We start from the raw sequence: 21,964 nt of genomic DNA, 5'->3' as shown, positions 1-21,964 counted from the left end.
ACTACCTGGATATCAAGAAAATTCTATACTGTAGTTGCTCGGATGCATACATTTATTAGAGCTATTTTAAAAAAAATCACAATAAAAAAAGAGGGTGTTTGACTTTTTAGACACCCTCTTTTTGGTTTTATTAACTTGCGATTTATGTTTTAATTACAAACGTTTCCACTTAAAGTTACTTCACTTGGGTTTGTGGTATCAGCAATACTGATACATTCAAAACGAGCTTCATTAGGGAAATCAATAGTATTCAAATTTGCTTTTATAGTTGTGTTTACCCCGGTAAGAGCAATACCATGCGAATTAGAAGCGGTAATGGTATTTGAGGATAACTGAATTTTAGAGGCATCTACAATTTGAACAGGTCCTTTAGAAACATTATTATTATAGTTAACTCCTTTGGCTCTTGAAAATACTACAGAAGCAGAAGAATCAAAATTGTTATTATTTATATTCACCAGATAGTTCTCTTGACCAGCTTCTTCATTAACCGCTACAAAATACAGGTGATTAGCTTTTACATCAATATAATATTGAGCAGTGTTATGAGAATGAATAGTTACATTGTTAGCAAATGTAGACTGAATACTAATACCTCTACTAGTTGATATAGAACTTTTTATTAGATTAGCATATACATTAGTTTCTTTTTCAATATTTTTAAGTTGTATACCACTATTGTTATCTATTAGTTCATTGTTGAAAATGTTTACTTCACCAAAATAAGCAGAAATAGCAACTCCATAACCAGATATTTTGTTTCCGGATACCTCGTTGTCAAAAACAGTTTCTCCAGTACCACCAACATCAATAGCAGGTTTATCTTTTGATTTTTCAGAAGCTATAAATGTATTATTACGTATTTTGGTGTTGCTAGCAAGACTCCAGGCCATTTTATTTTCTACAGTATTATTTTCCAAAGTAATTCTGTTTCCAACAAAAACATTAAAAGAGCCAATTCTACTTCCTCTTTCATTATTATTACTAACAATTACATCCTGAACTATTTGATAATTGATTAATTCCCCGGTATTAGGATCCCGGCTTCTTACAGGCTCTATGTTTATAGCAAATCCAACAACGCCACCGTCAGAATTAGCTAGTGGTATTGCATTATCTATGAAAGTATTGTTATCAATTAAAATATCACGACCATCTGTTACAGCAATACTCATCATTCGTACTTTATCAAATGTACAATTTTTGATTACAACATTTCTTGTTGGGTTATAATCAGCGTTAAAAGAAAATCCTGTAGAGTTGATATCTATTCCGCCAACCGATCCCAGACTAAATTTTACATTATCTATAATTACATTATTTCCAGATCTTATTTTACATAAATGAGTTCCATGTTCAGCATTTGCAGATTCGTATTTTCTTAATTCTCTGTCGCCCACAAGATGTCCTCCACTTATAGTAACATTAGAAGCCTCATGCACCGCCATTAAAGAAGCAGCAATTTTACCCTCTGTTGGAAAAACTCTTAAGGTAGTCTGGTCAGACATTTTGAGATGAAAATCAGAAGGAACATTAATAGCTTCGAGATGAGGATAAAAGTTTTGATTCGTGGTTGTACTGGTTACTTTACTAACTTCAAAATAAGCATCAAATTTACCAATCTGAAAAGTTTTAGCTCCCAACCCTTTGGTATACACCATTAATCGTTCTAATTCGTTGTTGTTGTTTTGGGCAATATCAGAAGTAGTAGGGCCTTCAACAATACCAGTCCATCTGGATGCAAAAAATTGAAAAGTAGGTTTTTCAAGTTTTACATTTCCTTCGATTTGTAGATTAGAACTTAAAAGCTCTCCGGCAATAGTGCCACCACTAAATATTAATTTACCATTTTTAATATCACCTCCTTCAAATTCAAATTTTACATTAGGTGGTAGTTTAATCGTTTTTCCTTTTAGATCTAAAACACAATTTAATATAATAGTTGCATCAGTTGCAACATTAGATAAATCAAAGTCACAAGGTGTTGTAATCACGTTTGGTGGTAGATCGGGAACAACCTCATTGGGCGGGTTTTCTACCCCAATCTCGGGAGTATTATCAGCAACATCTTCTTTGCTACATGATATAGCAATACAGGTCATAAGAATAAGTAAGTAATAAAATAATTGTTTCATTGGGGGATTATTTTTTTGATTTATTGTTAAACGAAAAATTATCAAATTAATTGTTTAAAATTTTCATAAAAATGTTAAATTTTCATTAACCTTTGTAAATATGTGGTTTTTTTAATTCCTGCCTTACTTTTTGTAAGGGATAACAATAAAAAATAACTTTCTTTTATTTTTTCTTTATTTTTTCTAATTGTTAAGAAATAAAAGAAAACAATTTTTAAAGTATCTAAAAACAGGTATATACTTATATTTGTACCGAAAAATATTTATAGACCATACTATATTTTTAAGCTTGGGAAAATGCAAAAAATAATTAGGGTTACTACAGTGCCGATTTCTTTGGGTAAACTATTGCAAGGACAATTAAAATTTATGTCCCAATATTATGATGTCATAGGGATTTCAAGTAAAGGCGGAGGCGTATTAGACCAAGTATCTAAACAAGAAGAAGTTCGTGTTATACCGATAGAGATGACACGTAAGATAACACCATTTCAAGATTTAAAAGCAGTATATACACTATATAAGATTTTTAAAAAAGAAAAACCACATATAGTGCATAGTCATACTCCAAAAGCAGGTACTTTGTCTATGTTAGCAGCAAAATTAGCAGGTGTATCTCATAGGTTGCACACTATTGCAGGTCTTCCTCTGTTAGAAGCTACAGGCGCAAAAAGAATATTGTTAGATATTGTAGAAAAAGCAACCTATGCATGTGCTACCAAAATTTATCCAAATTCATTAGGTCTTCATCAAATTATAATTAAAAATAAATATACATCACCACAAAAATTAAAAGTTATAGCAAATGGAAGCTCTAATGGAATAGACACCTCTTTTTTTGATCCGGATTTATATTCAGAATCTGATAATTTAAAATTATCAAGTAGTTTAGGTATTACCAGTTCGGATAAAGTGATAGTGTATGTAGGCAGGTTAGTAAAAGATAAAGGGATAGAGGAGTTAATAAAAGCTTTTAGAAAAATAAGTGATATTAGAGATGATGTTAAGCTTTTGTTGGTAGGAACTTATGAAAAAGATCTGGATCCATTATCTGCTGAAACGGAAAAAGAAATAAATACGAATCCCAATATTGTCCTTGTAGGATGGCAGGATGATGTTAGACCATATTTTGCTATATCAGATGTGTTGGCATTTCCTAGTTATCGCGAAGGGTTTCCAAATGTAGTAATGCAAGCGGCATCTATGGGATTAGCTAGTATTGTGACCGATATTAATGGTTGTAATGAAATTGTTACGGATGGTATTAATGGTAAAATAATTCCCGTAAAAAATACAGAAGCATTATTTAAAAGTATAAAAATGATTATAGAAGATGATGTTTTAAGAAATGCTATGGCCATTAATGCCCGAGAATCTATAACAAGTAGATATGAACGTCAATTTTTGTGGAAAGAACTTTTGAAAGAATACAGTTCACTGGATAATTAGATGATAAACTTATTTTGAAATCTATGATATGAAAACAAAACTACTTTTATTACGAAAAAGACTTTTAGTTTTTCTTAAGGATAAGAATAGAAAAGGACTTTTACAGATAATTAGAGAAACTATAGTTTTCTGGGTAGTAAAAAAAGAAGTTCCATATTTTTATTTTGGTAAATTTTTATATCGAAAAGATATTACAAATTATAAAGATTATTTAAGTAGTAAAGAAATTGACAAAATAACACTTTCTAAAAACCTTCACCATTTTCAATATGCCTCTATATTAAGAAACAAACTTGCTTTTTCTTTTTATATGGAAAGCAATAATATGCCAGTTCCCCCTTTGATTAGCTATAATTTGGGGAACAGGTTTTTCTATAAATCTGAAGTCTGTGTAGTTAAAGATAAAAAGAATCTATTTGAGTTCTTGGATAACTTATTTAATGAGACAGGAAAAACAAAGATATTTGTTAAGTCTATTACAGAAATGGGAGGCACTGGAGCATATCTTATTACACAACAAAATTTAGAAAAAGAGATTAATGAATATGGAGACTATATATTAGCTAATGATTGTATTAATCAGGAAGTTGTAGAACAACATGAAGTAATAAACAAAATATACAGGCATAGTGTGAATACGATTAGATTTGATACATATATCGATAAAAATAATAATATTCATATATTATCAGCATTTATGAGATTTGGCAGAGGAGGTAACTTTATTGATAATGGCAGCTTAGGAGGATTTTATGTTTCGGTAGATATCGAAAAAGGTACACTTAGGGGAAAAAGCCATCAATTAATGAAGTATGGAGGAGAACAACTAAGCGAGCATCCGGATACAGGAATAGTCTTTAATGATTTTGAAATACCATATTTTAAAGAATCCTGTCAATTAATTAAAAAAGCAGTAACCTATATCCCGGATCGTATAATAGGCTGGGATATTGCTATAGGTACTAACGGACCTATTATTATAGAAGGCAATGATAATAACTCTTTTGTAACTCCGGATATTGCTTATGGAGGGTATTTAAAACATCCCATGTTTAAAGAGATTATGAAAGAAGCTAATTAATATAATAAGAGGATATGATGAAAATATCTGAAATACTAAGAAATAAAATATTTTGGGGTATAGATTTATTACAAAAAGGAAAAAAACGAGCTATCTATAAGGAGATAAAATTTATAATAGAAAATCCGATTGCTTCAAAAGCGATAGAAAGTAAAAAGATAAGTATTCAGAACATCCTGAACCATGCTGTCGAATCTACAGAGTATTATAAAAAATATAACCAATACAATTCTATAGAAGATTTTCCTGTGATTAATAAAAATATGATCCGGGATAATTTTAATGATTTTGAGTCCAAAAAATTTAAAAACTTTCCTAAATTTAAGGTAAGTACAAGTGGTTCTACCGGGACCCCATTTATGATATATCAGAATAATGAAAAAAAAATAAGAAATATAGCCGATAATATATTTTTTTCTGAAATGGCAGGGTTTAAAATCGGGTATCATCTTACTTATTTTAGATTATGGAATGCTTTTCAAAAAAAAGGAATTATATCAAGATTACTTCAAAATATAGAACCTGTAGATGTTTTTGAACTAAGTAATAAAGAAACTATTGATGCCATACTCAAAAAATTGTCAAAAAGCAGATCATCAAATAGTTGGTTGGGGTACGCCTCAGCATATCAGGAAATATGCAGATATTTGGATCAAAAGAAATCTTCTAAAATACCTAATAACCTAAAATCAATAATTGCGATATCTGAAAAACTAAATGACTATACAAAACAAGCAGTGAGTAAATATTTTGGTGTCGAAGTGGTATCCAGATATTCTAATGTAGAAAATGGAATCATTGCGCAACAACCACTTGGTAATAAATCATATTTTGAAATAAATGAAGCTAGTTATTTTGTAGAAATTTTAGAATTTGATTCTGATAAAAGAGTACCTGAAGGAAAACTTGGGAGAATTGTAGTAACAGATTTGTTCAATTATTGTATACCAATGATTAGATATGATACAGGAGATGTTGGAATCAAAGATACTATAGATTCGAAACCTGTTTTTACAAAAATTGAAGGAAGAAAAACAGACTTGATTTATAATGTTAGGGGAGAAGCCATATCTGTTAATTTAGTTTTAATAGTGAATAAATACCCCGAATTGAAACAATCTCAGCTTATTCAAAAAGCATCGGGAATATATCATTTTAAACTAAACTCTGATAGTAATTTTTTAAGAGAACAAGAGTTCCTTAACGAATTTAAAGTGTATTTGGGCGAAGATGCAAAAATCACAGTAGAATATGTTAATGAAATTCCGTTACTTGCATCAGGAAAAAGAAGAGTGATGGTTAATGAAATGGTGAATTTACATAAGTAATAATAGTAAAAATAAAGGTTGTGTATAAGTTATTTATAAAAAGAATCTTAGATTTTTGCATATCATTAATCATATTAATTATAGTTTCACCTTTGTTTTTGTTTTTAATTGCTTTCTTGGGAATTACAAATAAAGGAAAACCATTTTTTGTCCAAAAAAGACCTGGAAAAAAAGAAAAGATTTTTAGTATACTAAAGTTTAAAACAATGAACGATAAAAGAGATACTAAAGGAAATTTGCTGCCAGACATAGATAGGATAACAAAAATAGGAACATTTATAAGAAAAACGTCTTTAGACGAAATACCCCAATTAATAAATGTAATTAAAGGAGAAATGTCTTTGATAGGCCCCAGACCATTGATTATTGAATATTTGCCAGTATATAATCAAACCCAGAAAAAACGACACAATACTAAACCAGGAATAACAGGATGGGCGCAAGTTAATGGCAGAAACTCTATTACATGGAAAAAAAAATTTGAATACGATGTATGGTATGTAGAAAATATGAGTTTTTTGTTAGATGTTAAAATACTTGTGCTAACACTTAAAAAAGTGATTCAAAAAAAAGATGTTAATTTATCTGAAGAACAAACATCTGAGTATTTTAATGGGAACAATTAGTTTATAGAAGTGAAACAGATGAGCAAAGATTTACAGATAATTGGTATAACAAAAAAAATGCTTAGAGAAGCGGTTGCCAAAAACTCTTATTGGAAAGGAAGCCTTGCACCGTTTCCTAAAAGTAAAGCATTGTGGTTATTGTCTAACTCTAGGATAGAAGAAGAGGATTATTGCGGAGTTATTGGTTATGAAGGAGAAAAAATGATCTCATTTATTTTTATGTTTCCGGATTTACTTAATAACAAAGAATCAGAACCAACAAAAATATATTGGATGATATCCTGGTGGGTACATAAACAATATAAAAATACTGTTTTAGGAACTTACATATATAATGAAGCAGTAAATCTTACAGGAAAACAAATTTTAATTAAATCTTATGCAGAAAATGTAAATAGTTTTTACGAAAAACAACCTTTTACAGTAATTGCATCAAGATTAAGGCATACCATTTTTTTTAGTATGGATGCATCTATGCTTATAGGGAAATTCAGGTTTTTAAAAAACTTTAGATTTTTTTTAAACAAAATAGATGCTGCCACTGCTACAATTATTAAGCTTGTAAACAAACCCATAGCTAGAAGCAGAACCAAAGAGTTATCATACGAATATATAAATCAGTTAGAAGATATAACTTGGGATTTTATAGAGCCTTTGTGCAAAAATGATTTAATATACAAAACAAAAGAGTATGTGAATTGGCAATTAAATAATATACAGTATACTCAAACCCCTATACCCCAAAAACATCCTTATATATCTTTACAAACAGGAACCAGTAATAATATTTATATACATAACCTTAAGATTATGAAACAAAATAAAATTATTGGTTTTTTATCTTATGTGATTAATTATAACGAATTAAATATTAAATACTTTTTGGTAGGAGAAGAGGATAATTATTATTTATGTGTAGATGCATTAATAGAAAATTTGATCCAAAAGAAAGCTAAATTTATTTTTACAGACGATACAAAACTATCTGATGCTATAACAAAAAGATACAAGACTATTTTTACACATAAGGTAATCAAAAAAGGATTAGCTCATAAAGAGACTAAATTAGGTAGCGAAAATTTAGAAATGTTAAATAGAGATGGTCATTTTTATTAAAATTAGCGTATGAAATTTGTAAAAAAACTGCAAGAATCGATAGAGAAGCACGCAGATTATAGTGCTTTATGTATAAATAGTAAATTTTATACCTATAAAGATTTAGCTATAGAAATATCCAGGATTCGATCAGCTATTGCGGGTAATATAAAAGATACAGAAAAACTGGTAGGTATAGTAACAAATGACGATGTACAAACTTATGCAAGCATCATAGCACTTTGGCTGGAAGGAAAAGCTTATGTACCTGTAAATCCTGATACACCTTTAGACCGAAATATTAAAATTTTTGAATTAACAGATATTAAATATGTAATAGATTCGTCAGAAAACTCTATTTATAAAAACGATTATAAAGTATTAGCTTCTGCCTCATTATCAGAAACAGAAATAGATCTTATACCAAAATTTGTATCAGGAGATCAAATAGCATATATTTTATTTACCTCTGGTACAACAGGTCTTCCAAAAGGTGTTCCTATTACGTTTAATAATATAGATGCATTGGTAAACGCAATTGATGAGGAACCAGAGTTTAACTTAGTTCCTTCAGACAAATGCTTGCAAATGTTTGAACTTACTTTCGATTTTTCTGTAGTAACTTATTTATTCCCGTTTTTATCAGGATCTTGTATTTATACCATACCAAAAGGGGCAATAAAGTACTTTTATATCTTTAAACTTATTAAAGAACAAAAGCTTACCGTACTTACTATGGTGCCATCTATTATAAATTATTTACGCCCTTATTTTTCAGAGATTAATGCCCCGTATGTAAGATATTGTAGTTTTGGAGGAGGAGCTTTGCATAGTGATATAGCAAAAGAATGGAGTGATTGTCTGCCAAATTGTAAGATATTTAATTACTACGGGCCAACAGAGTTTACTGTTTATAGTGGGTTTTATCCTTATAATAAAGAAACGCATCAAAAAAACCATAATGGAATAATAGCTATTGGAACCCCTCAAAAAGACACATTATATCTTATTGTAAATGAAAATAATGAAGAAGTAGAAGAAAACGTAACAGGCGAATTATGTCTTGGCGGACCACAGATCACTCCTGGGTATTGGAAAAATGAAGAACGTAATGCTCAAAGTTTTTTTACTAAAATAGATAAAAATGGCAAAGAAATAAGATTTTACAAAACAGGAGATCTTTGCTTTAAAGATAAAGAAGGTGACTTTTTATACGTTGGAAGAGCAGATTTTCAGGTAAAAATTAGAGGATATAGAGTAGAATTGGCAGAAATTGAATTTCATGCCAAAACAAAATCAGAAAAAAAAGTAAATATGGTAGCTTTGGATATCACCAATTCATTAGGAAATGCAGAGTTGGGTTTAGCTATTGAGTCTGAAGTTTTTGATACCGAAGCAATATTTGATTATATGAAAACAAAAATGCCAGGGTATATGATTCCAATGCATGTTAGATTTGTAAAAGAATTTCCGCATAGTATAAATGGGAAAATAGATAGAAAACAATTAAAAACATATTTTGAAATTAAATAATTAAAAATGGATAAGGAAGAAATTTTTTCAAAAATAAGAAAAGCTTTTATAGAGGTATTAGAACATGACAATTTTCAACTTAATGACGAAACCACAGCCCAGGATGTTGATGGTTGGGAATCTATTACACACATGATGATTATTACAGAAATAGAAAAATCTTTTGGAATAAAATTTAAGCTAATGGATTTAATGAATATGAATAATGTAGGAGATTTGGTTAGAATCATAGAATCTGAGCTATAATTTTGTAGAAAAAATTTATGTCTTCTTAGTTTGAAGAAGAAAATAATAGATAATTTATACTTGGAAACCTATTTTTAGTGTTTTATGATTTAAGAAAAAAGAGTTTAATTAAATTTAGAAACGGTATAATTAAATATGTAACAGGTAAATGAAATGGATAAAATTCTTATTATAGGAGCTTCGGGTCATGCCAAGGTAATAATAGAAACAATAGAGCTAAGTAATAACTATTCGATATATGGTCTTATAGATACATTTAAGCCAGTAGGAAAAAATATACTCGGATACGAAGTCCTTGGGACAGAAGATTATATTGGGGATTTGATTAAAAAAGGAATTAATAAAGGCGTTATTGCTATTGGAGATAACTGGACTAGACTTTTAATAAAAAACAAAATAGAAAAAAAGTTTCCTGATTTTGAATTTATTACAATAATCCATCCTTTATCTATAATTAGCCCAAGCGTAGAAATTGGTAAAGGAACCGTAATATTGGCTTCAGTAATAATTAATGCAGAAGCAAAGATAGGAGATTTTTGTATTTTAAATACAGGAGCTACTTTTGGGCATGAGAGTATTATTATGGATTTTTCTAGTTTAGCACCTGGGGTTACTATTGGAGGAAATGTTAGTATAGGTAAATGTACAGCAATATCTTTAGGAGTAAATGTTATTCAGGGGATTACGATCGGTAAACATAGTATTATTGGTGCAGGCTCATTGATTTTAAACAATGTAGCAGATTACAAGCTGTTTTATGGTGTTCCGGCCAAGGAAATAAGAACTATAAAAGAGGGAGAAAAATATTTATCAAAATTATAATACGATTCTAAAGTCATCATTAATTATTTTTAATATTAAATATATTATATGTATAAATCATTTATAAAACGAATTTTGGATTTTATACTTTCATTTTTTGGTATTTTACTACTATTGCCAATTATAGTTACGATTGTTTTGATATTACTGGTTGTAAACAAAGGCAAACCTTTCTTTTTTCAACCAAGACCCGGAAAAAATGGTAAACTTTTTAAAATAATTAAATTTAAAACCATGTCCGATTTAAAGACCGAGGATAAAAAGAATGTGCATAATGTTTCTCGTATAACCAAAACAGGCGCCTTTATTCGAAAATACTCATTAGATGAAATTTTACAACTAATTAATGTTTTAAAAGGAGATATGAGCTTAATAGGTCCAAGACCACTTTTGGTAGAATATTTACCTTTGTATAATAAAGTACAACAAAAAAGACATGATATGCGACCAGGTATAACCGGATGGGCTCAGGTAAAAGGACGAAATACCATATCCTGGAATCAGAAATTTGAATATGATGTATGGTATGTAGAGAATGTAAGTTTTATTCTGGACATTAAAATATTATTGCTAACCTTAAAAAAAGTAATTAAAAAAGAAGGAGTAAATACAAATCAAAATATTACTATGCCAGCGTGGAATGGTAATAACTAAAATTCAAAAACTTATAAAACAGTTCTTTTTGAGCAAATTATAATATATATAGCCAACACAAGTCAACTTAAATATAGTAATTAGGAAAATGGAAATAAACAAGACATCTAAAAAAATAAGAATTTATGGAGCTGGGGGGCATTCCCAAGTTATAAGAGAAGTATTAGAAAATAACGGATACGAAGTATCAGAGACTTTTGATGATAAACCATCAGGACGTCATTACGCATCCAAAAATGTAACTACAGGAGCCAGAGGTAATTTAAAAGATTTTCCTCATGAAGGATATCCTGTAATAATAGCTGTAGGAATAAATGCAGAAAGAGCAGAGATTGCAGGTTTTTTGAAAAGTAGTTTCGAAAAAGCGATACACCCATCTGCTATTATTGCTCCTACTGCAAAAATAGGGGATGGGACAGTTGTTTTTGCAGGAGCTATAGTCCAGCCAAATACTATTATAGGTGAGCATGTCATCATTAATACAGCAGCAAGTATTGACCATGATAATATAATAGGAGATTTTGCCCATATTTCACCCAAAGCAGCCCTGTGTGGCCATGTAGAAGTAGGAGAAGGATCACACGTAGGAGTAGGAGCAGTCGTAATACCAAAGGTAAAAATAGGTAAATGGTGTACTATTGGAGCAGGAACAGTAGTCTTAAATGATGTTCCGGATTACTCCACAGTAGTAGGTAATCCAGGTAAAGTAATAAAAACAAAAAAACAAGAAGTACAACTTAATGACAAACCAAAACAATCTGATATTACTTTTATTGGCTCAGGTATTTCTTCCTCTTTTACTATCTTACATTTTTTGGATCTTATTAAAAAAACTAATACAAAAAATAAAATTCATATTAGTATAATAGATAAATATCAAGAATTTCATACAGGGATTCCTTATGGATCAAGATCCGGTTTCTCGGTACATTTAATAACATCATTAAAAAACTTTTTGCCAGAACCAGAACTTGGAAAATTTATTGAGTGGCTTAATAATAATAAAAATTGGCTGTTAGATGAATTAAAAAAGGACGGAGGAGCTTTATCTCTGGATTGGATTGTAACACATGCTAAGGAAATAGAAAATAATGAGTGGAAAAACCTTTTTATTCCTCGTCGCTTTTTTGGATGGTATATTAATGAAAAAGTAAAAAACAGATTAGAATATTTTAAGGCTAAAGGATTAATAGATGTCGATTACATTAATGCAGAAGTTATTGATATTGATAAAGAAGAAAATAAGTATACAATAACATTAAATAACAAAAAAACAGTATCCTCAGAAAAAGTGATATTATCTACGGGATCTTTACCCGTTAACGCGTTGTGGAAAAATGAAAACTTAATAGAAAAAGACAATTTATTTTTTATAAACGACCCTTACAAGCCAGAATTAACAAAAATCTTAGAAAAAATAAAATTATTTTTAGAGAAAACACCAAATAAGAAAGTAAATGTTCTTATCGTGGGCGCTAATGCAAGTGGTCTTGAAATGCTGTATAAATTAAATGATATTGAAAATATAAACAATCAAATAAATAAATACACCATTCTTTCAACGCAAGGCTTGCTACCAGATGCTGTAGTTGATGAAAAAGGACAAAAGGAATATACACCATTTAACTTACAAGCATTAGCAAAAGAAAAAAATATTACAGCAAAAATTATTGCTGAAGCCACATTCAGAGATTTGGATTATGCAGATCAAATGCATCTTGGAGCAGCTTCTACTGTAGATATTATATCTAAAGCCTTTGGGGATTTGTTAAGCAAACTTAACCCAGAAGAACTAGAAAAATTTGCTTGTCATTATGGTAATGAGATAGGACGACGACAACGGTGTGCAGGATTTCATTATTCAAAAACAGTAGAGTACTTAAAAACAGAAAATAGATTCAAACATATTGCAGGAAGATTTAAAAATATTGAAGAGAACATTTCTGGAGAGTACTTTTTAGAATATTTAGATACAGAATCCGGAAAAGATAAAATTTATGAGACCCCGGTACATATAGTAATAAACTGTATTGGAGGTACTAATTTTGATAAAAAAAATATCCCTGAACTATTGAAAAATGCAATACAAAAAAAGTATTGTAAACCTAATAAATCCAAAATAGGTTTTGAAGTAAATGATGATTTAGAGGCTTCTGAAAACTTACATATTGTAGGACCATTACTTGCCGGAAATGTATTTGATGGTAAAGCAGTATGGCATGTAGAACATTGTGGAAGAATTATTTGGTTGTCTCAGGTATTATCTAAAAAAATTAAAGATTATTTTTTTCAAAACAATGAATTAAAAGAACACCGATAAAATAAAAAAAACAACCAACCAACTAATCTTTTAACAATTGAAGCAAAATTATAAACTATTTATTAAAAACCTTGATGATAGCTCAGATGTCATAGAATATAAGACGCTTCTTCATAATGAATGGGATAATAATGTATATTATTCCGCAGAACATTTGAAGCATTTTGAGAAGGATTTTGAAAAACTGAAGTATTTTCTATTTAAGAAAGATGATACACCAGTTATTCTAATGCCTTTTGTTTATAGAGAAATTAATCTTAAAGGACAAAAATATCCCTATTTTGATGTTATAAGTCCTTATGGATATAGTGGCCCATTATTTAACGATGGAGTATTAGAACAAGATATTGTTTCTTTTTGGAGCCATGTAGATCAGTGGTATAAAGAAAATAATGTAGTAGCAGAGTTTATTCGTTTTAGTTTAAATGATAATCATTACATGTATTCTGGTAGTCTAACCAAAACACTTTCAAATGTAAGAGGGCGGATTATGGATAGTTTTGAAGAACAATGGAAAGGTTTTTTGCCAAAAGTTAGAAATAACTATAGAAAAGCAGTCAATTATAGTTTAGAATTTAAAATTTTTCATAAAAAAGAAGTAACCAAAAATATTATCAAAATATTTAATGATATATATGTAGATACTATGAATCGTAATAATGCAGATAGTATCTATTTTTTTTCCAGTTCCTATTTTGAAAATCTCATACTCTCTAACGTAGATAATTTTTCAATAGCAATAGCGTATTGTAAAGATACCCCAATTTCAATCGAGCTTATAATTGAATACAGAAGTACAATTTTTGCATTCTTAGGAGGAACAAATGCAGAGTATTTTAGTTACAGACCAAATGATTTTCTGAGAGTTAAAATTATAGAATGGGCTATAAAAAAAGGAATCAGTTACTATGTTTTAGGAGGAGGGTTGAAAGATGGGGATGGTTTATACAAACATAAAAAATCTCTTTTTCCAAAAGATAAAGATGTTGTTTTTTATACTGGTAGAAAAATAGTTAATGAACAAGTTTATGACGAACTGTGTAAGCTTTCTAATACAGAATATACATGTGTTCATAAACAAAATGTGAAAGATTATTTTTTTCCATTTTATAGATTAAATGCATGAAAAAAACTCGTATAGATTATTTTTTTGAACTCTTTGAGAAAACAATAATTCCAAAAATATTTTCAAGAGTAGAATGTCTTAAAAAAGAAGAGCCTATAATCAATCCGGATTATGAAGATAATCGGGGTAGTACACCAAAAACGATTTATTCTATCTTTTTTATACCTGATTATTTGAAACCAATCTCTAATAAAGATTCTTTTAAAGTCAAAAAAATAACACAGTTTTTTAAGGGATATGCTATTTTTTTAGAAGGGTTTACCTCTGCCGATGCTTATATAAAATATCGTTTTAAGAGTAATGCCAAAGGAATTAGAAGAAAAATTAACAGACTAGAATCGTGCTTTAATATATCTTATAAAACATATTACGGAACAATAAAGCAAGAGGAATATAATTTTTTAATGAATGCTCTGGAAAAAATGCTGGTGAAAAGATTTCAACAGCGTAATGATGAGAGTCAGAGCCTTTTGCGTTGGGAGTATTATAAAAAAATGTACTTTTCTTTAATTAATGAAAAAAGAGCTTCTATGTTTGTTGTTTATGACAATAATAAACCAATTGTAGTATCTCTTAATCATCATTTTTATAAACGGCTTTTTAGTGCCATTTCTTCTTATGATATAGATTATGCTAAATTTAGTTTAGGAAGTTTAGAAATTTATAAGAAACTGGATTGGTGTATTGCCAATAATCATATATCTTATGAGATGGGAATGGGAGATCTTACTTATAAGAGAGAATGGAGCAATCATATATATAATTTTGAACATCAAATTATTTTTCCAAAAAATAACAGCGCAGCAGCATTTTATGGAAACTTAGAATATATAAAATCTTTTATAAAAGAACTGATTTTTAAAATAGCTTATGTTCGATATAAAAAATACAAAGCAAAGCGCAAAAAAAATGATAATACTATAGGGTTAAAGTATGAAACGTTTCCTATAGAAAAAGCAGAATACAGTAAAGAATACCCTGTTGTCGATTTTAATAATGACGATTATGCTTTTTTGAGAAACATAATTTTTGATTTTTTATATAGTAGCATAGAAAATGTTTCGGATATAAAAGTATTGGAAGTTTCTAAAAAAGAAAAAACATATATAATAGCAGGAAAATCTAAAATGCAAAAAGTTGTTTTTTGTTAAAAAGCAAAAGGTTTTCTATTTTTTCGCAAAACCAATATGGTTTAAATATTCAACTATGCTTTCTGCAATAAGGTTTCTGCCATGATTGTTCCAATGTCGATCATAAATAAGAGTGGTAGATTGGTCAGAGTTTTTAAACAAAGAAGAAAAATCAATATAATTAAATTTGTTTTCTTCTAGATAAGACAAGAATACAGGACTTGTTATTCCCGAATCTAACAGAAGAGTAAAACGGTCCTTGTTATACCCGTATTTTGAAATCAGATTTTTAAAATTTTCTAAGTACATTCTATCATTTTCTTCTTTCAATTTCTGAATTTCGATATCATTTTGTTTGGCTGTTTTTTTTCTAGATTTTATGACGTTAAGCATACGGTACATTAATTCTTGCGGGGGGTCTAAAATCCCTATGCTTTTACAATAAACCAAAAGTTTACTTTTTTTAAATAATTTATGCAAAGGAGACTCTAAAGCTAATCTGCTTTTAACGACATTGTATTCTCCCCGGGTTAGATCATTAGAAAATTTTATACCCAAAATAACATGATCGATTAAATCAAATTGTTCTTTATAAGAGTGAACCAGATGCAATTGATCTGCAAAATCATATCCGGCATACCCATATTCATACACTTCTATAGAAGGTATAGCATTTTCAATTTTTTTACCAATAGAATTATAGTAATTTTGATGAAAACCTTCAATAAAAGAATCCCCTACAAGGGCAATCTCTATTTTGTTTTTTGCAGGTGTAAATTCTCGATACGAATTGTAACCAAATGCATTAATATGATATTCAGAAAAGTTTTGCCTTCGATTTCCGGTAACAGAATATCCATTTTGATTTGGTTTCCATTTTTCTACTTTATAAGTATCCAGAAAACGAGCAGGAGTGTCTTTTCCTAAATAAAATACACGAACTATTCCTTCTAATGCTATAAGTATTAAGAAAACATATAATATACTTTTTAAGATAAGCTTTTTCATTTTATATCAAATATTATTCTTTTAACCCTAAAAAATTAAAATTGAAAATAAATAAAGGATCTGTCTATACTATCATCAAAAAATAATAACATCCCTAAAATAACTAATGTGTATATAACAAATCTTGTGATTTTAGAAGTAAATTTAAAAGGAGCTCGTTCATCTTTTCTAATTCTAAATTCATATAACACAAAAACCCCAAGCAAAATAAAATAATCAACCATACGATATCCATGGGGGTGTTGGTATGTTTCATAATACCAATGAGAGGATATTTGTTTTAAAAAGCCAAAAGCATCTGTAATAGATTGCGATCTAAAAAATACTCTCGAAAATGTTATCAGAAAAAATGTAAGCAATATTTGTAATACTTCTTTTATCGTTGGAAACCAACGATTTTCGGCTACAACAGTATGCATATATATTCGATTTCTGCCCATTAAAAAAACAGGTATATATAATACCGCATGGATTCCTCCCCATACTATAAAAGTCCAGTTTGCACCATGCCAAAAACCACTTACCAAAAAGATAATAATAATATTTCTAATAGATTTAAGTTTACTAACGCGGCTCCCTCCCAGAGGTATATATAGATAATGCCGAAACCAGGTAGATAAAGACACATGCCATCGTTGCCAATATTCGGCAACATTTCTTGAAAAATTTGGAAATTTAAAGTTAGACATTAACTCTATCCCAAACAATTTGGCAGTTCCTATTGCTATATCAGAATAACCACTAAAATCACCATATACCTGAAAACTAAACAAAGAAACACCCATTATAAGAGTAGAAGCAGGATAATCATTGTAATTAGCAAAAACATCATCTACAATAGGAGCAATAGAATCTGCAATAACTACTTTTTTAAATAACCCCCATAAGATTAGTTTTAAACCATCTGTACATTGGGTATAGTTAAAAACTCTTTTAGTAGTAATTTGAGATAAAAGGTTAGAAGCTCTTTCGATTGGACCAGCAACTAGTTGAGGAAAAAAACTTACAAATGTAGCAAAGGAAATGAAATTCTTGGTAGGTTCAAGCCTTTTATAGTATATATCCAAAGAATATGACATAGTTTGAAAAGTGTAAAAAGAAATCCCAACTGGCAGAATAATTTGTAGAGTCCAGGTACTCTTAATATCATACCCAAAAACAGAAAGAAAATCTACCCATGAATCTATAAAAAAATTGTAATACTTGAAGAAGCCTAAAAGACCAATGTTAAAAACAAGGCTTGTACATAGCCATTTTTTTCTTTTCTTTTTTGAATTGTTGTTATAGATAGCTTGGCCAACAAAAAAATCAACCAAAGTGCTTGCTAAAATTAATAAAAGAAACCTCCAGTCCCATAAACCATAAAATATATAACTAGCAAAAAGAATAAAGAAATTCTGAATCTGAATTTTTTTATGAAAGACAAACCAATAGAGTATAAAAACTACTGGTAAAAAAATGAAAAAATCTAACGAATTAAATAACATCTGCTAGTATGGGTAATAGTTAATTCTTAAAACTTTAGATTTTATAAAAATATTTTCTAAAGCTTTTAAAAAGGCTTAAATTTTACTTAATTTATTTTATAAATCAAGTGTTTATTGATTTTTTTTTGTAATTTTTTAATACCATAAATTTATGTACCCCTTTAGGGTAAAATCCCCCTTTGTAAAAAGGGTTTTTCCTTACTTTTTTTTAAAGTATATATAGTATTATTGTATAACCAAAAAAATTACATATAATTAATATGAAATCATGATTTTAATATTAATTATGGTTAATTTTGTATCGAAATTTAATAACTGTGTTTGTTTTTACAAGTGATTTTGTGCTAAAATCTATAGTATTTTTCTTACGGAATTACAGTAAAACAAAGCAGTACTTAACTTAGTATTGTTCATTGAACGTTTTTTTTAGTATCCTGTCTAAAAAACTAGAATTTAGATTGTTAATTGATTTAACTAAGCTATTTTAGCCATGGAAAATTATTATAAAGTAAATTCGAAAATAAAGGAAGTTCTACCCCCTTTCTTCCTATTGTTTATTAGATTGTCATTAAAAAGATGTTGATTAGATATAACATGTAGTTATAATTTAGTCAATTAGATATTATTGTTCATTATTAATGGGAAAATCATGAATATAATTGATTCAAAAAAAATATGGCTTTCTTCACCACACATGGGTGGAACAGAGCAAAAATTTGTAAAAGAAGCATTTGATACAAATTGGGTAGCACCACTTGGTCCAAATGTTAATGGGTTCGAAAAAGATATCCAAACATATCTTCAGGAAAATGTTCATGTAGCTGCTTTAAGCTCAGGAACAGCATCGTTGCATCTGGGATTAAAATTATTAGGGGTTACATTAGGAGATGAAGTGTTATGCCAAAGCATGACATTTGCAGCTTCTGCTAATCCAATAGTATATCTTGGAGCGAAACCAGTATTTGTGGATAGTGAAAGATCTACTTGGAATATCTGTCCAGAACAGTTAGAAATTGCCATAAAAGATAAAATAACTAAAGGCAAAAAACCAAAAGCAATTATTGCAGTTCATTTATATGGCATGCCATATAATGTAGAAGCGATTCATCAAGTTGCAGAAAAATATAAAATACCTGTGCTAGAAGATAGTGCAGAAGCTTTAGGGAGTTCGTATCAAGGAATTAAATGTGGAACTTTTGGGGATATTGCGATTCTGTCTTTTAACGGAAATAAAATTATTACAACATCCGGAGGCGGGGCTTTGGTTTCTAAAAAACAAGAGCATAAAGAAAAAGCTGTTTTTTGGGCAACTCAGTCCAGAGATAATGCCCCTCATTATGAGCATTCTGAAATTGGTTATAATTACAGAATGAGCAATATAACAGCCGGAATCGGAAGAGGACAGATGGAGGTTCTGGAAAACCATGTAAATAACAGACGTAGCAATTTTGAGTTTTATAAAAAAAACCTTGCAGATTCTTCAGAAATAAAATTTTTAGAAGAACCTTCAGGATATATATCCAATAGATGGTTAACCTGTATAGAGACTAGTTCTTATCAATTAAGAGAAAAAATAAGATTATCATTAGCTGAAGAAAATATAGAATCAAGACCCTTGTGGAAACCTATGCACCAACAACCTGTTTTTGCAGATTGTGATACTTATCTAAACGGGGTTTCCGATGATTTGTTTGATAGAGGTCTTTGCTTACCTAGTGGATCTAATCTTGAAGAAGAAGATTTACATAAAATAGTATCGGTAATTAAAAATGTATTGAGATGATAAAAAGCTACCTAATCAATAATTCACATAAGCATGCTTCAAAATGGCTTGTTTTGTCTATCGATGTATTAATTACAGTATTTAATTTTCTTTTAGCATACGTAATTAGATTTGGAATCGGACTAGATTTCGAGACTACAAACTTTGCATATCAATTGCCAATAGTAACAGTTTTGGCTATATCAAGTTTTTTGTTGATTGGTTCGTATAAGGGAGTAGTCAGGCATACAGGAATGAGGGATGCCTATAATCTATTTCTGGCGGTAACAGTTTTAATAAGTATAACAGGGTTTTTAATGGCTTTTAGTAGATTGTCCTTGATTCCAGAACTATTAAACATCCCTGTATCTATAATTTGTATACATTATTTACTAAATATTATTACACTTACAACAAGTCGTTTAATATTTAAGTACTGTTTTTATTATATTAAATCTAAAATAGGAGAAACATCAAGAATATTAATTTATGGAGCAGGAGATTCCGGTTTAATAACTCTGATGGCGATAACCAATGATTCCAATAGATCTTCTTTTTCAGTTGTTGGATTTATAGATGACAACTCTCAAAAAATAGGAAAAACAATTAATGGAATCAAAGTATATGCTTCGACCACAATTGATAAAAATTTTATTGTAAAGAACAATATTAAAGAGATAATAGTCTCCATACCACATATTGATAAGAAAAGATTATCTGAAATTTCAGATAACCTTCTTAAACTACCTGTTACCGTAAAAATAGTACCAGCTGTTAATGATTGGATAGATGGTAAACTAAATGTTTCACAGATCAAAGAAATTCAAATAGAAGACTTATTAGAAAGAGCCCCTATTTGTATGGATAACCAAAATATAGCCAAAGAGCTTAAAGATAAGGTTATTATGATTACAGGGGCAGCAGGTTCTATTGGTAGCGAAATAGTAAGACAAGCATCTTACTATAGTTATAAACACCTTGTTTTGGTAGATCAGGCAGAATCTCCTTTGTACGATTTACAACAAGAACTTTTAAGTAAAGGAGTAGTTAATTTTACCCCTATAGTTGCAGATATAAGAGACCATCAAAGGGTTGAAACTATATTTCAAAAGTACAGACCAAATATGGTTTTTCATGCCGCTGCCTATAAGCATGTTCCTCTTATGGAAAACAACCCTTGCGAAGCTATTAAAATTAATGTATTGGGAACTAGAAAACTAGCAGACTTATCATCGGAGTATGGTGTAGATAAATTTGTTTTTGTTTCCACAGATAAAGCCGTTAATCCTACAAATGTAATGGGAGCAACCAAAAGAGTTGCAGAAATGTATATAAAGTGTATTAACGCTACCAGTAATACAAAATTTATTACCACCAGATTTGGAAATGTACTTGGATCTAATGGATCGGTAATCCCACTGTTTAAAAAGCAAATTCAAAAAGGAGGGCCATTAACAGTGACACATAAAGACGTAACTCGTTTTTTTATGACCATACCAGAAGCCTCTCAATTAGTAATTGAAGCAGGTACAATGGGAAAAGGAGGAGAGATTTTTATCTTTGACATGGGAGAATCCGTAAAGATTTTTGACCTTGCTAAAAAAATGATAAGATTGTCTGGACTAAAATATCCAGATGATATAGACATAAAAGTTACAGGACTTAGACCAGGAGAAAAACTATTTGAAGAACTTTTGGCAGATACTGAAAACACTTTGCCTACATATCATAAAAAAATAATGATAAGTAAATTTGATGATAACGATTGCGATATGATAAAAGATAAAATAGATGATCTTTGTATTATGAATCTGCTTAATCAGGACCACCAAATTGTTAGTAAATTAAAAGAGATTGTTCCGGAATTTATTTCTAAAAATTCTACTTTTGAAAGTATAGATAAAATAAACAAAGAAAGAAATAGAAATAGACTGGGTATTTTTGTTTAATTTATTTAATATCTGCTTCAAATTAAATAAGTAAATGTAAGGGAGATCGAGGTTGGTAAATAATTTGAAGCAATTTTAAGATAAAAGTTAGTTTGTTTTGGAATACAAACTTTCCTGATATTTTTATAATACAAATAAGTTCCAAAAATATGCCAAAAATGGGAAGTTGCTTTTTTCTCACTTTAAGCAGTAAAATTTTTGCATAGCACTTAT

The 21,964-nt window shown here is 29.4% G+C and carries 17 protein-coding genes; 14 read left to right on the top strand and 3 right to left on the bottom strand.

Annotated features, from left to right (window positions below; genetic code table 11):
- Positions 1-149 precede the first annotated feature (149 nt).
- Entirely contained in the window at positions 150-2,135 is a 1,986-nt protein-coding gene (locus ACZIYX_RS06015; RefSeq protein WP_462681306.1) for a right-handed parallel beta-helix repeat-containing protein, read from the bottom strand.
- A gap of 297 nt (positions 2,136-2,432) precedes the next feature.
- On the opposite strand from ACZIYX_RS06015, the gene ACZIYX_RS06010 reads away from it, so the two are divergent.
- The 12 genes from ACZIYX_RS06010 (at position 2,433) to ACZIYX_RS05955 (ending at position 15,566) form a co-directional block, all read left to right on the top strand.
- Positions 2,433-3,584, top strand: coding sequence for a glycosyltransferase family 4 protein (locus ACZIYX_RS06010; RefSeq protein ID WP_462681305.1), 1,152 nt, complete (start codon positions 2,433-2,435; stop codon positions 3,582-3,584).
- A gap of 28 nt (positions 3,585-3,612) precedes the next feature.
- Positions 3,613-4,665, top strand: coding sequence for a sugar-transfer associated ATP-grasp domain-containing protein (locus ACZIYX_RS06005; RefSeq protein WP_462681304.1), 1,053 nt, complete (start codon positions 3,613-3,615; stop codon positions 4,663-4,665).
- A 14-nt stretch (positions 4,666-4,679) separates the two neighbouring features.
- A complete protein-coding gene (locus ACZIYX_RS06000; RefSeq protein ID WP_462681303.1) occupies positions 4,680-5,993 on the top strand; it encodes a phenylacetate--CoA ligase family protein in 1,314 nt (437 codons plus the stop codon).
- Between the two features lie 20 nt (positions 5,994-6,013).
- Positions 6,014-6,619, top strand: coding sequence for a sugar transferase (locus tag ACZIYX_RS05995; RefSeq protein WP_462681302.1), 606 nt, complete (start codon positions 6,014-6,016; stop codon positions 6,617-6,619).
- 18 nt (positions 6,620-6,637) lie between these two features.
- A complete protein-coding gene (locus ACZIYX_RS05990) occupies positions 6,638-7,735 on the top strand; it encodes a hypothetical protein (protein WP_462681301.1) in 1,098 nt (365 codons plus the stop codon).
- Between the two features lie 9 nt (positions 7,736-7,744).
- Positions 7,745-9,247 (top strand): AMP-binding protein, encoded by a 1,503-nt coding sequence (locus ACZIYX_RS05985; protein ID WP_462681300.1) that lies wholly within the window; start codon positions 7,745-7,747, stop codon positions 9,245-9,247.
- Between the two features lie 6 nt (positions 9,248-9,253).
- Positions 9,254-9,493 carry an acyl carrier protein gene (locus ACZIYX_RS05980; protein WP_462681299.1) on the top strand — a complete coding sequence of 80 codons (240 nt, stop codon included), beginning with the start codon at positions 9,254-9,256 and terminating at the stop codon, positions 9,491-9,493.
- A gap of 153 nt (positions 9,494-9,646) precedes the next feature.
- Positions 9,647-10,315 carry an acetyltransferase gene (locus tag ACZIYX_RS05975; protein ID WP_462681298.1) on the top strand — a complete coding sequence of 223 codons (669 nt, stop codon included), beginning with the start codon at positions 9,647-9,649 and terminating at the stop codon, positions 10,313-10,315.
- 48 nt (positions 10,316-10,363) lie between these two features.
- A complete protein-coding gene (locus tag ACZIYX_RS05970) occupies positions 10,364-10,969 on the top strand; it encodes a sugar transferase (RefSeq protein ID WP_462681297.1) in 606 nt (201 codons plus the stop codon).
- An 88-nt stretch (positions 10,970-11,057) separates the two neighbouring features.
- Positions 11,058-13,289, top strand: coding sequence for a NeuD/PglB/VioB family sugar acetyltransferase (locus tag ACZIYX_RS05965; RefSeq protein WP_462681296.1), 2,232 nt, complete (start codon positions 11,058-11,060; stop codon positions 13,287-13,289).
- A gap of 37 nt (positions 13,290-13,326) precedes the next feature.
- Positions 13,327-14,415: a GNAT family N-acetyltransferase gene (locus ACZIYX_RS05960; RefSeq protein WP_462681295.1), complete on the top strand. Its 1,089-nt coding sequence runs from the start codon at positions 13,327-13,329 to the stop codon at positions 14,413-14,415.
- Complete coding sequence (locus tag ACZIYX_RS05955; RefSeq protein ID WP_462681294.1) at positions 14,412-15,566, top strand: GNAT family N-acetyltransferase; 1,155 nt, start codon at positions 14,412-14,414, stop codon at positions 15,564-15,566. The genes ACZIYX_RS05960 and ACZIYX_RS05955 overlap by 4 nt, the downstream gene beginning before the upstream one ends.
- A 15-nt stretch (positions 15,567-15,581) precedes the next feature.
- On the opposite strand, the gene ACZIYX_RS05950 is transcribed toward ACZIYX_RS05955, so the two are convergent.
- Positions 15,582-16,553, bottom strand: coding sequence for a hypothetical protein (locus ACZIYX_RS05950; protein ID WP_462681293.1), 972 nt, complete (start codon positions 16,551-16,553; stop codon positions 15,582-15,584).
- A gap of 35 nt (positions 16,554-16,588) precedes the next feature.
- On the bottom strand, positions 16,589-17,869 hold the full coding sequence (locus ACZIYX_RS05945; RefSeq protein WP_462681292.1) for an MBOAT family O-acyltransferase: 1,281 nt from the start codon (positions 17,867-17,869) through the stop codon (positions 16,589-16,591).
- An 820-nt stretch (positions 17,870-18,689) separates the two neighbouring features.
- On the opposite strand from ACZIYX_RS05945, the gene ACZIYX_RS05940 reads away from it, so the two are divergent.
- Positions 18,690-19,823 carry a DegT/DnrJ/EryC1/StrS family aminotransferase gene (locus ACZIYX_RS05940; RefSeq protein WP_462681291.1) on the top strand — a complete coding sequence of 378 codons (1,134 nt, stop codon included), beginning with the start codon at positions 18,690-18,692 and terminating at the stop codon, positions 19,821-19,823.
- Positions 19,820-21,751 carry a polysaccharide biosynthesis protein gene (locus tag ACZIYX_RS05935; protein WP_462681290.1) on the top strand — a complete coding sequence of 644 codons (1,932 nt, stop codon included), beginning with the start codon at positions 19,820-19,822 and terminating at the stop codon, positions 21,749-21,751. The genes ACZIYX_RS05940 and ACZIYX_RS05935 overlap by 4 nt, the downstream gene beginning before the upstream one ends.
- The last annotated feature ends 213 nt before the right edge of the window (positions 21,752-21,964 follow it).

The organism is Aquimarina sp. (assembly GCF_977115655.1).
Note: the sequence above shows the minus strand (reverse complement) of the source record. Positions and strands in the feature narration are given on the sequence as shown.

Bases quoted from the DNA above. Each gene is read 5' to 3' on its own strand.
- ACZIYX_RS06015 (WP_462681306.1), bottom strand. From the start codon at position 2,135: ATGAAACAATTATTTTATTACTTACTTATTCTTATGACCTGTATTGCT.
- ACZIYX_RS06010 (WP_462681305.1), top strand. From the start codon at position 2,433: ATGCAAAAAATAATTAGGGTTACTACAGTGCCGATTTCTTTGGGTAAA.
- ACZIYX_RS06005 (WP_462681304.1), top strand. From the start codon at position 3,613: ATGAAAACAAAACTACTTTTATTACGAAAAAGACTTTTAGTTTTTCTT.
- ACZIYX_RS06000 (WP_462681303.1), top strand. From the start codon at position 4,680: ATGATGAAAATATCTGAAATACTAAGAAATAAAATATTTTGGGGTATA.
- ACZIYX_RS05990 (WP_462681301.1), top strand. From the start codon at position 6,638: ATGAGCAAAGATTTACAGATAATTGGTATAACAAAAAAAATGCTTAGA.
- ACZIYX_RS05985 (WP_462681300.1), top strand. From the start codon at position 7,745: ATGAAATTTGTAAAAAAACTGCAAGAATCGATAGAGAAGCACGCAGAT.
- ACZIYX_RS05980 (WP_462681299.1), top strand. From the start codon at position 9,254: ATGGATAAGGAAGAAATTTTTTCAAAAATAAGAAAAGCTTTTATAGAG.
- ACZIYX_RS05975 (WP_462681298.1), top strand. From the start codon at position 9,647: ATGGATAAAATTCTTATTATAGGAGCTTCGGGTCATGCCAAGGTAATA.
- ACZIYX_RS05970 (WP_462681297.1), top strand. From the start codon at position 10,364: ATGTATAAATCATTTATAAAACGAATTTTGGATTTTATACTTTCATTT.
- ACZIYX_RS05965 (WP_462681296.1), top strand. From the start codon at position 11,058: ATGGAAATAAACAAGACATCTAAAAAAATAAGAATTTATGGAGCTGGG.
- ACZIYX_RS05955 (WP_462681294.1), top strand. From the start codon at position 14,412: ATGAAAAAAACTCGTATAGATTATTTTTTTGAACTCTTTGAGAAAACA.
- ACZIYX_RS05950 (WP_462681293.1), bottom strand. From the start codon at position 16,553: ATGAAAAAGCTTATCTTAAAAAGTATATTATATGTTTTCTTAATACTT.
- ACZIYX_RS05940 (WP_462681291.1), top strand. From the start codon at position 18,690: ATGAATATAATTGATTCAAAAAAAATATGGCTTTCTTCACCACACATG.
- ACZIYX_RS05935 (WP_462681290.1), top strand. From the start codon at position 19,820: ATGATAAAAAGCTACCTAATCAATAATTCACATAAGCATGCTTCAAAA.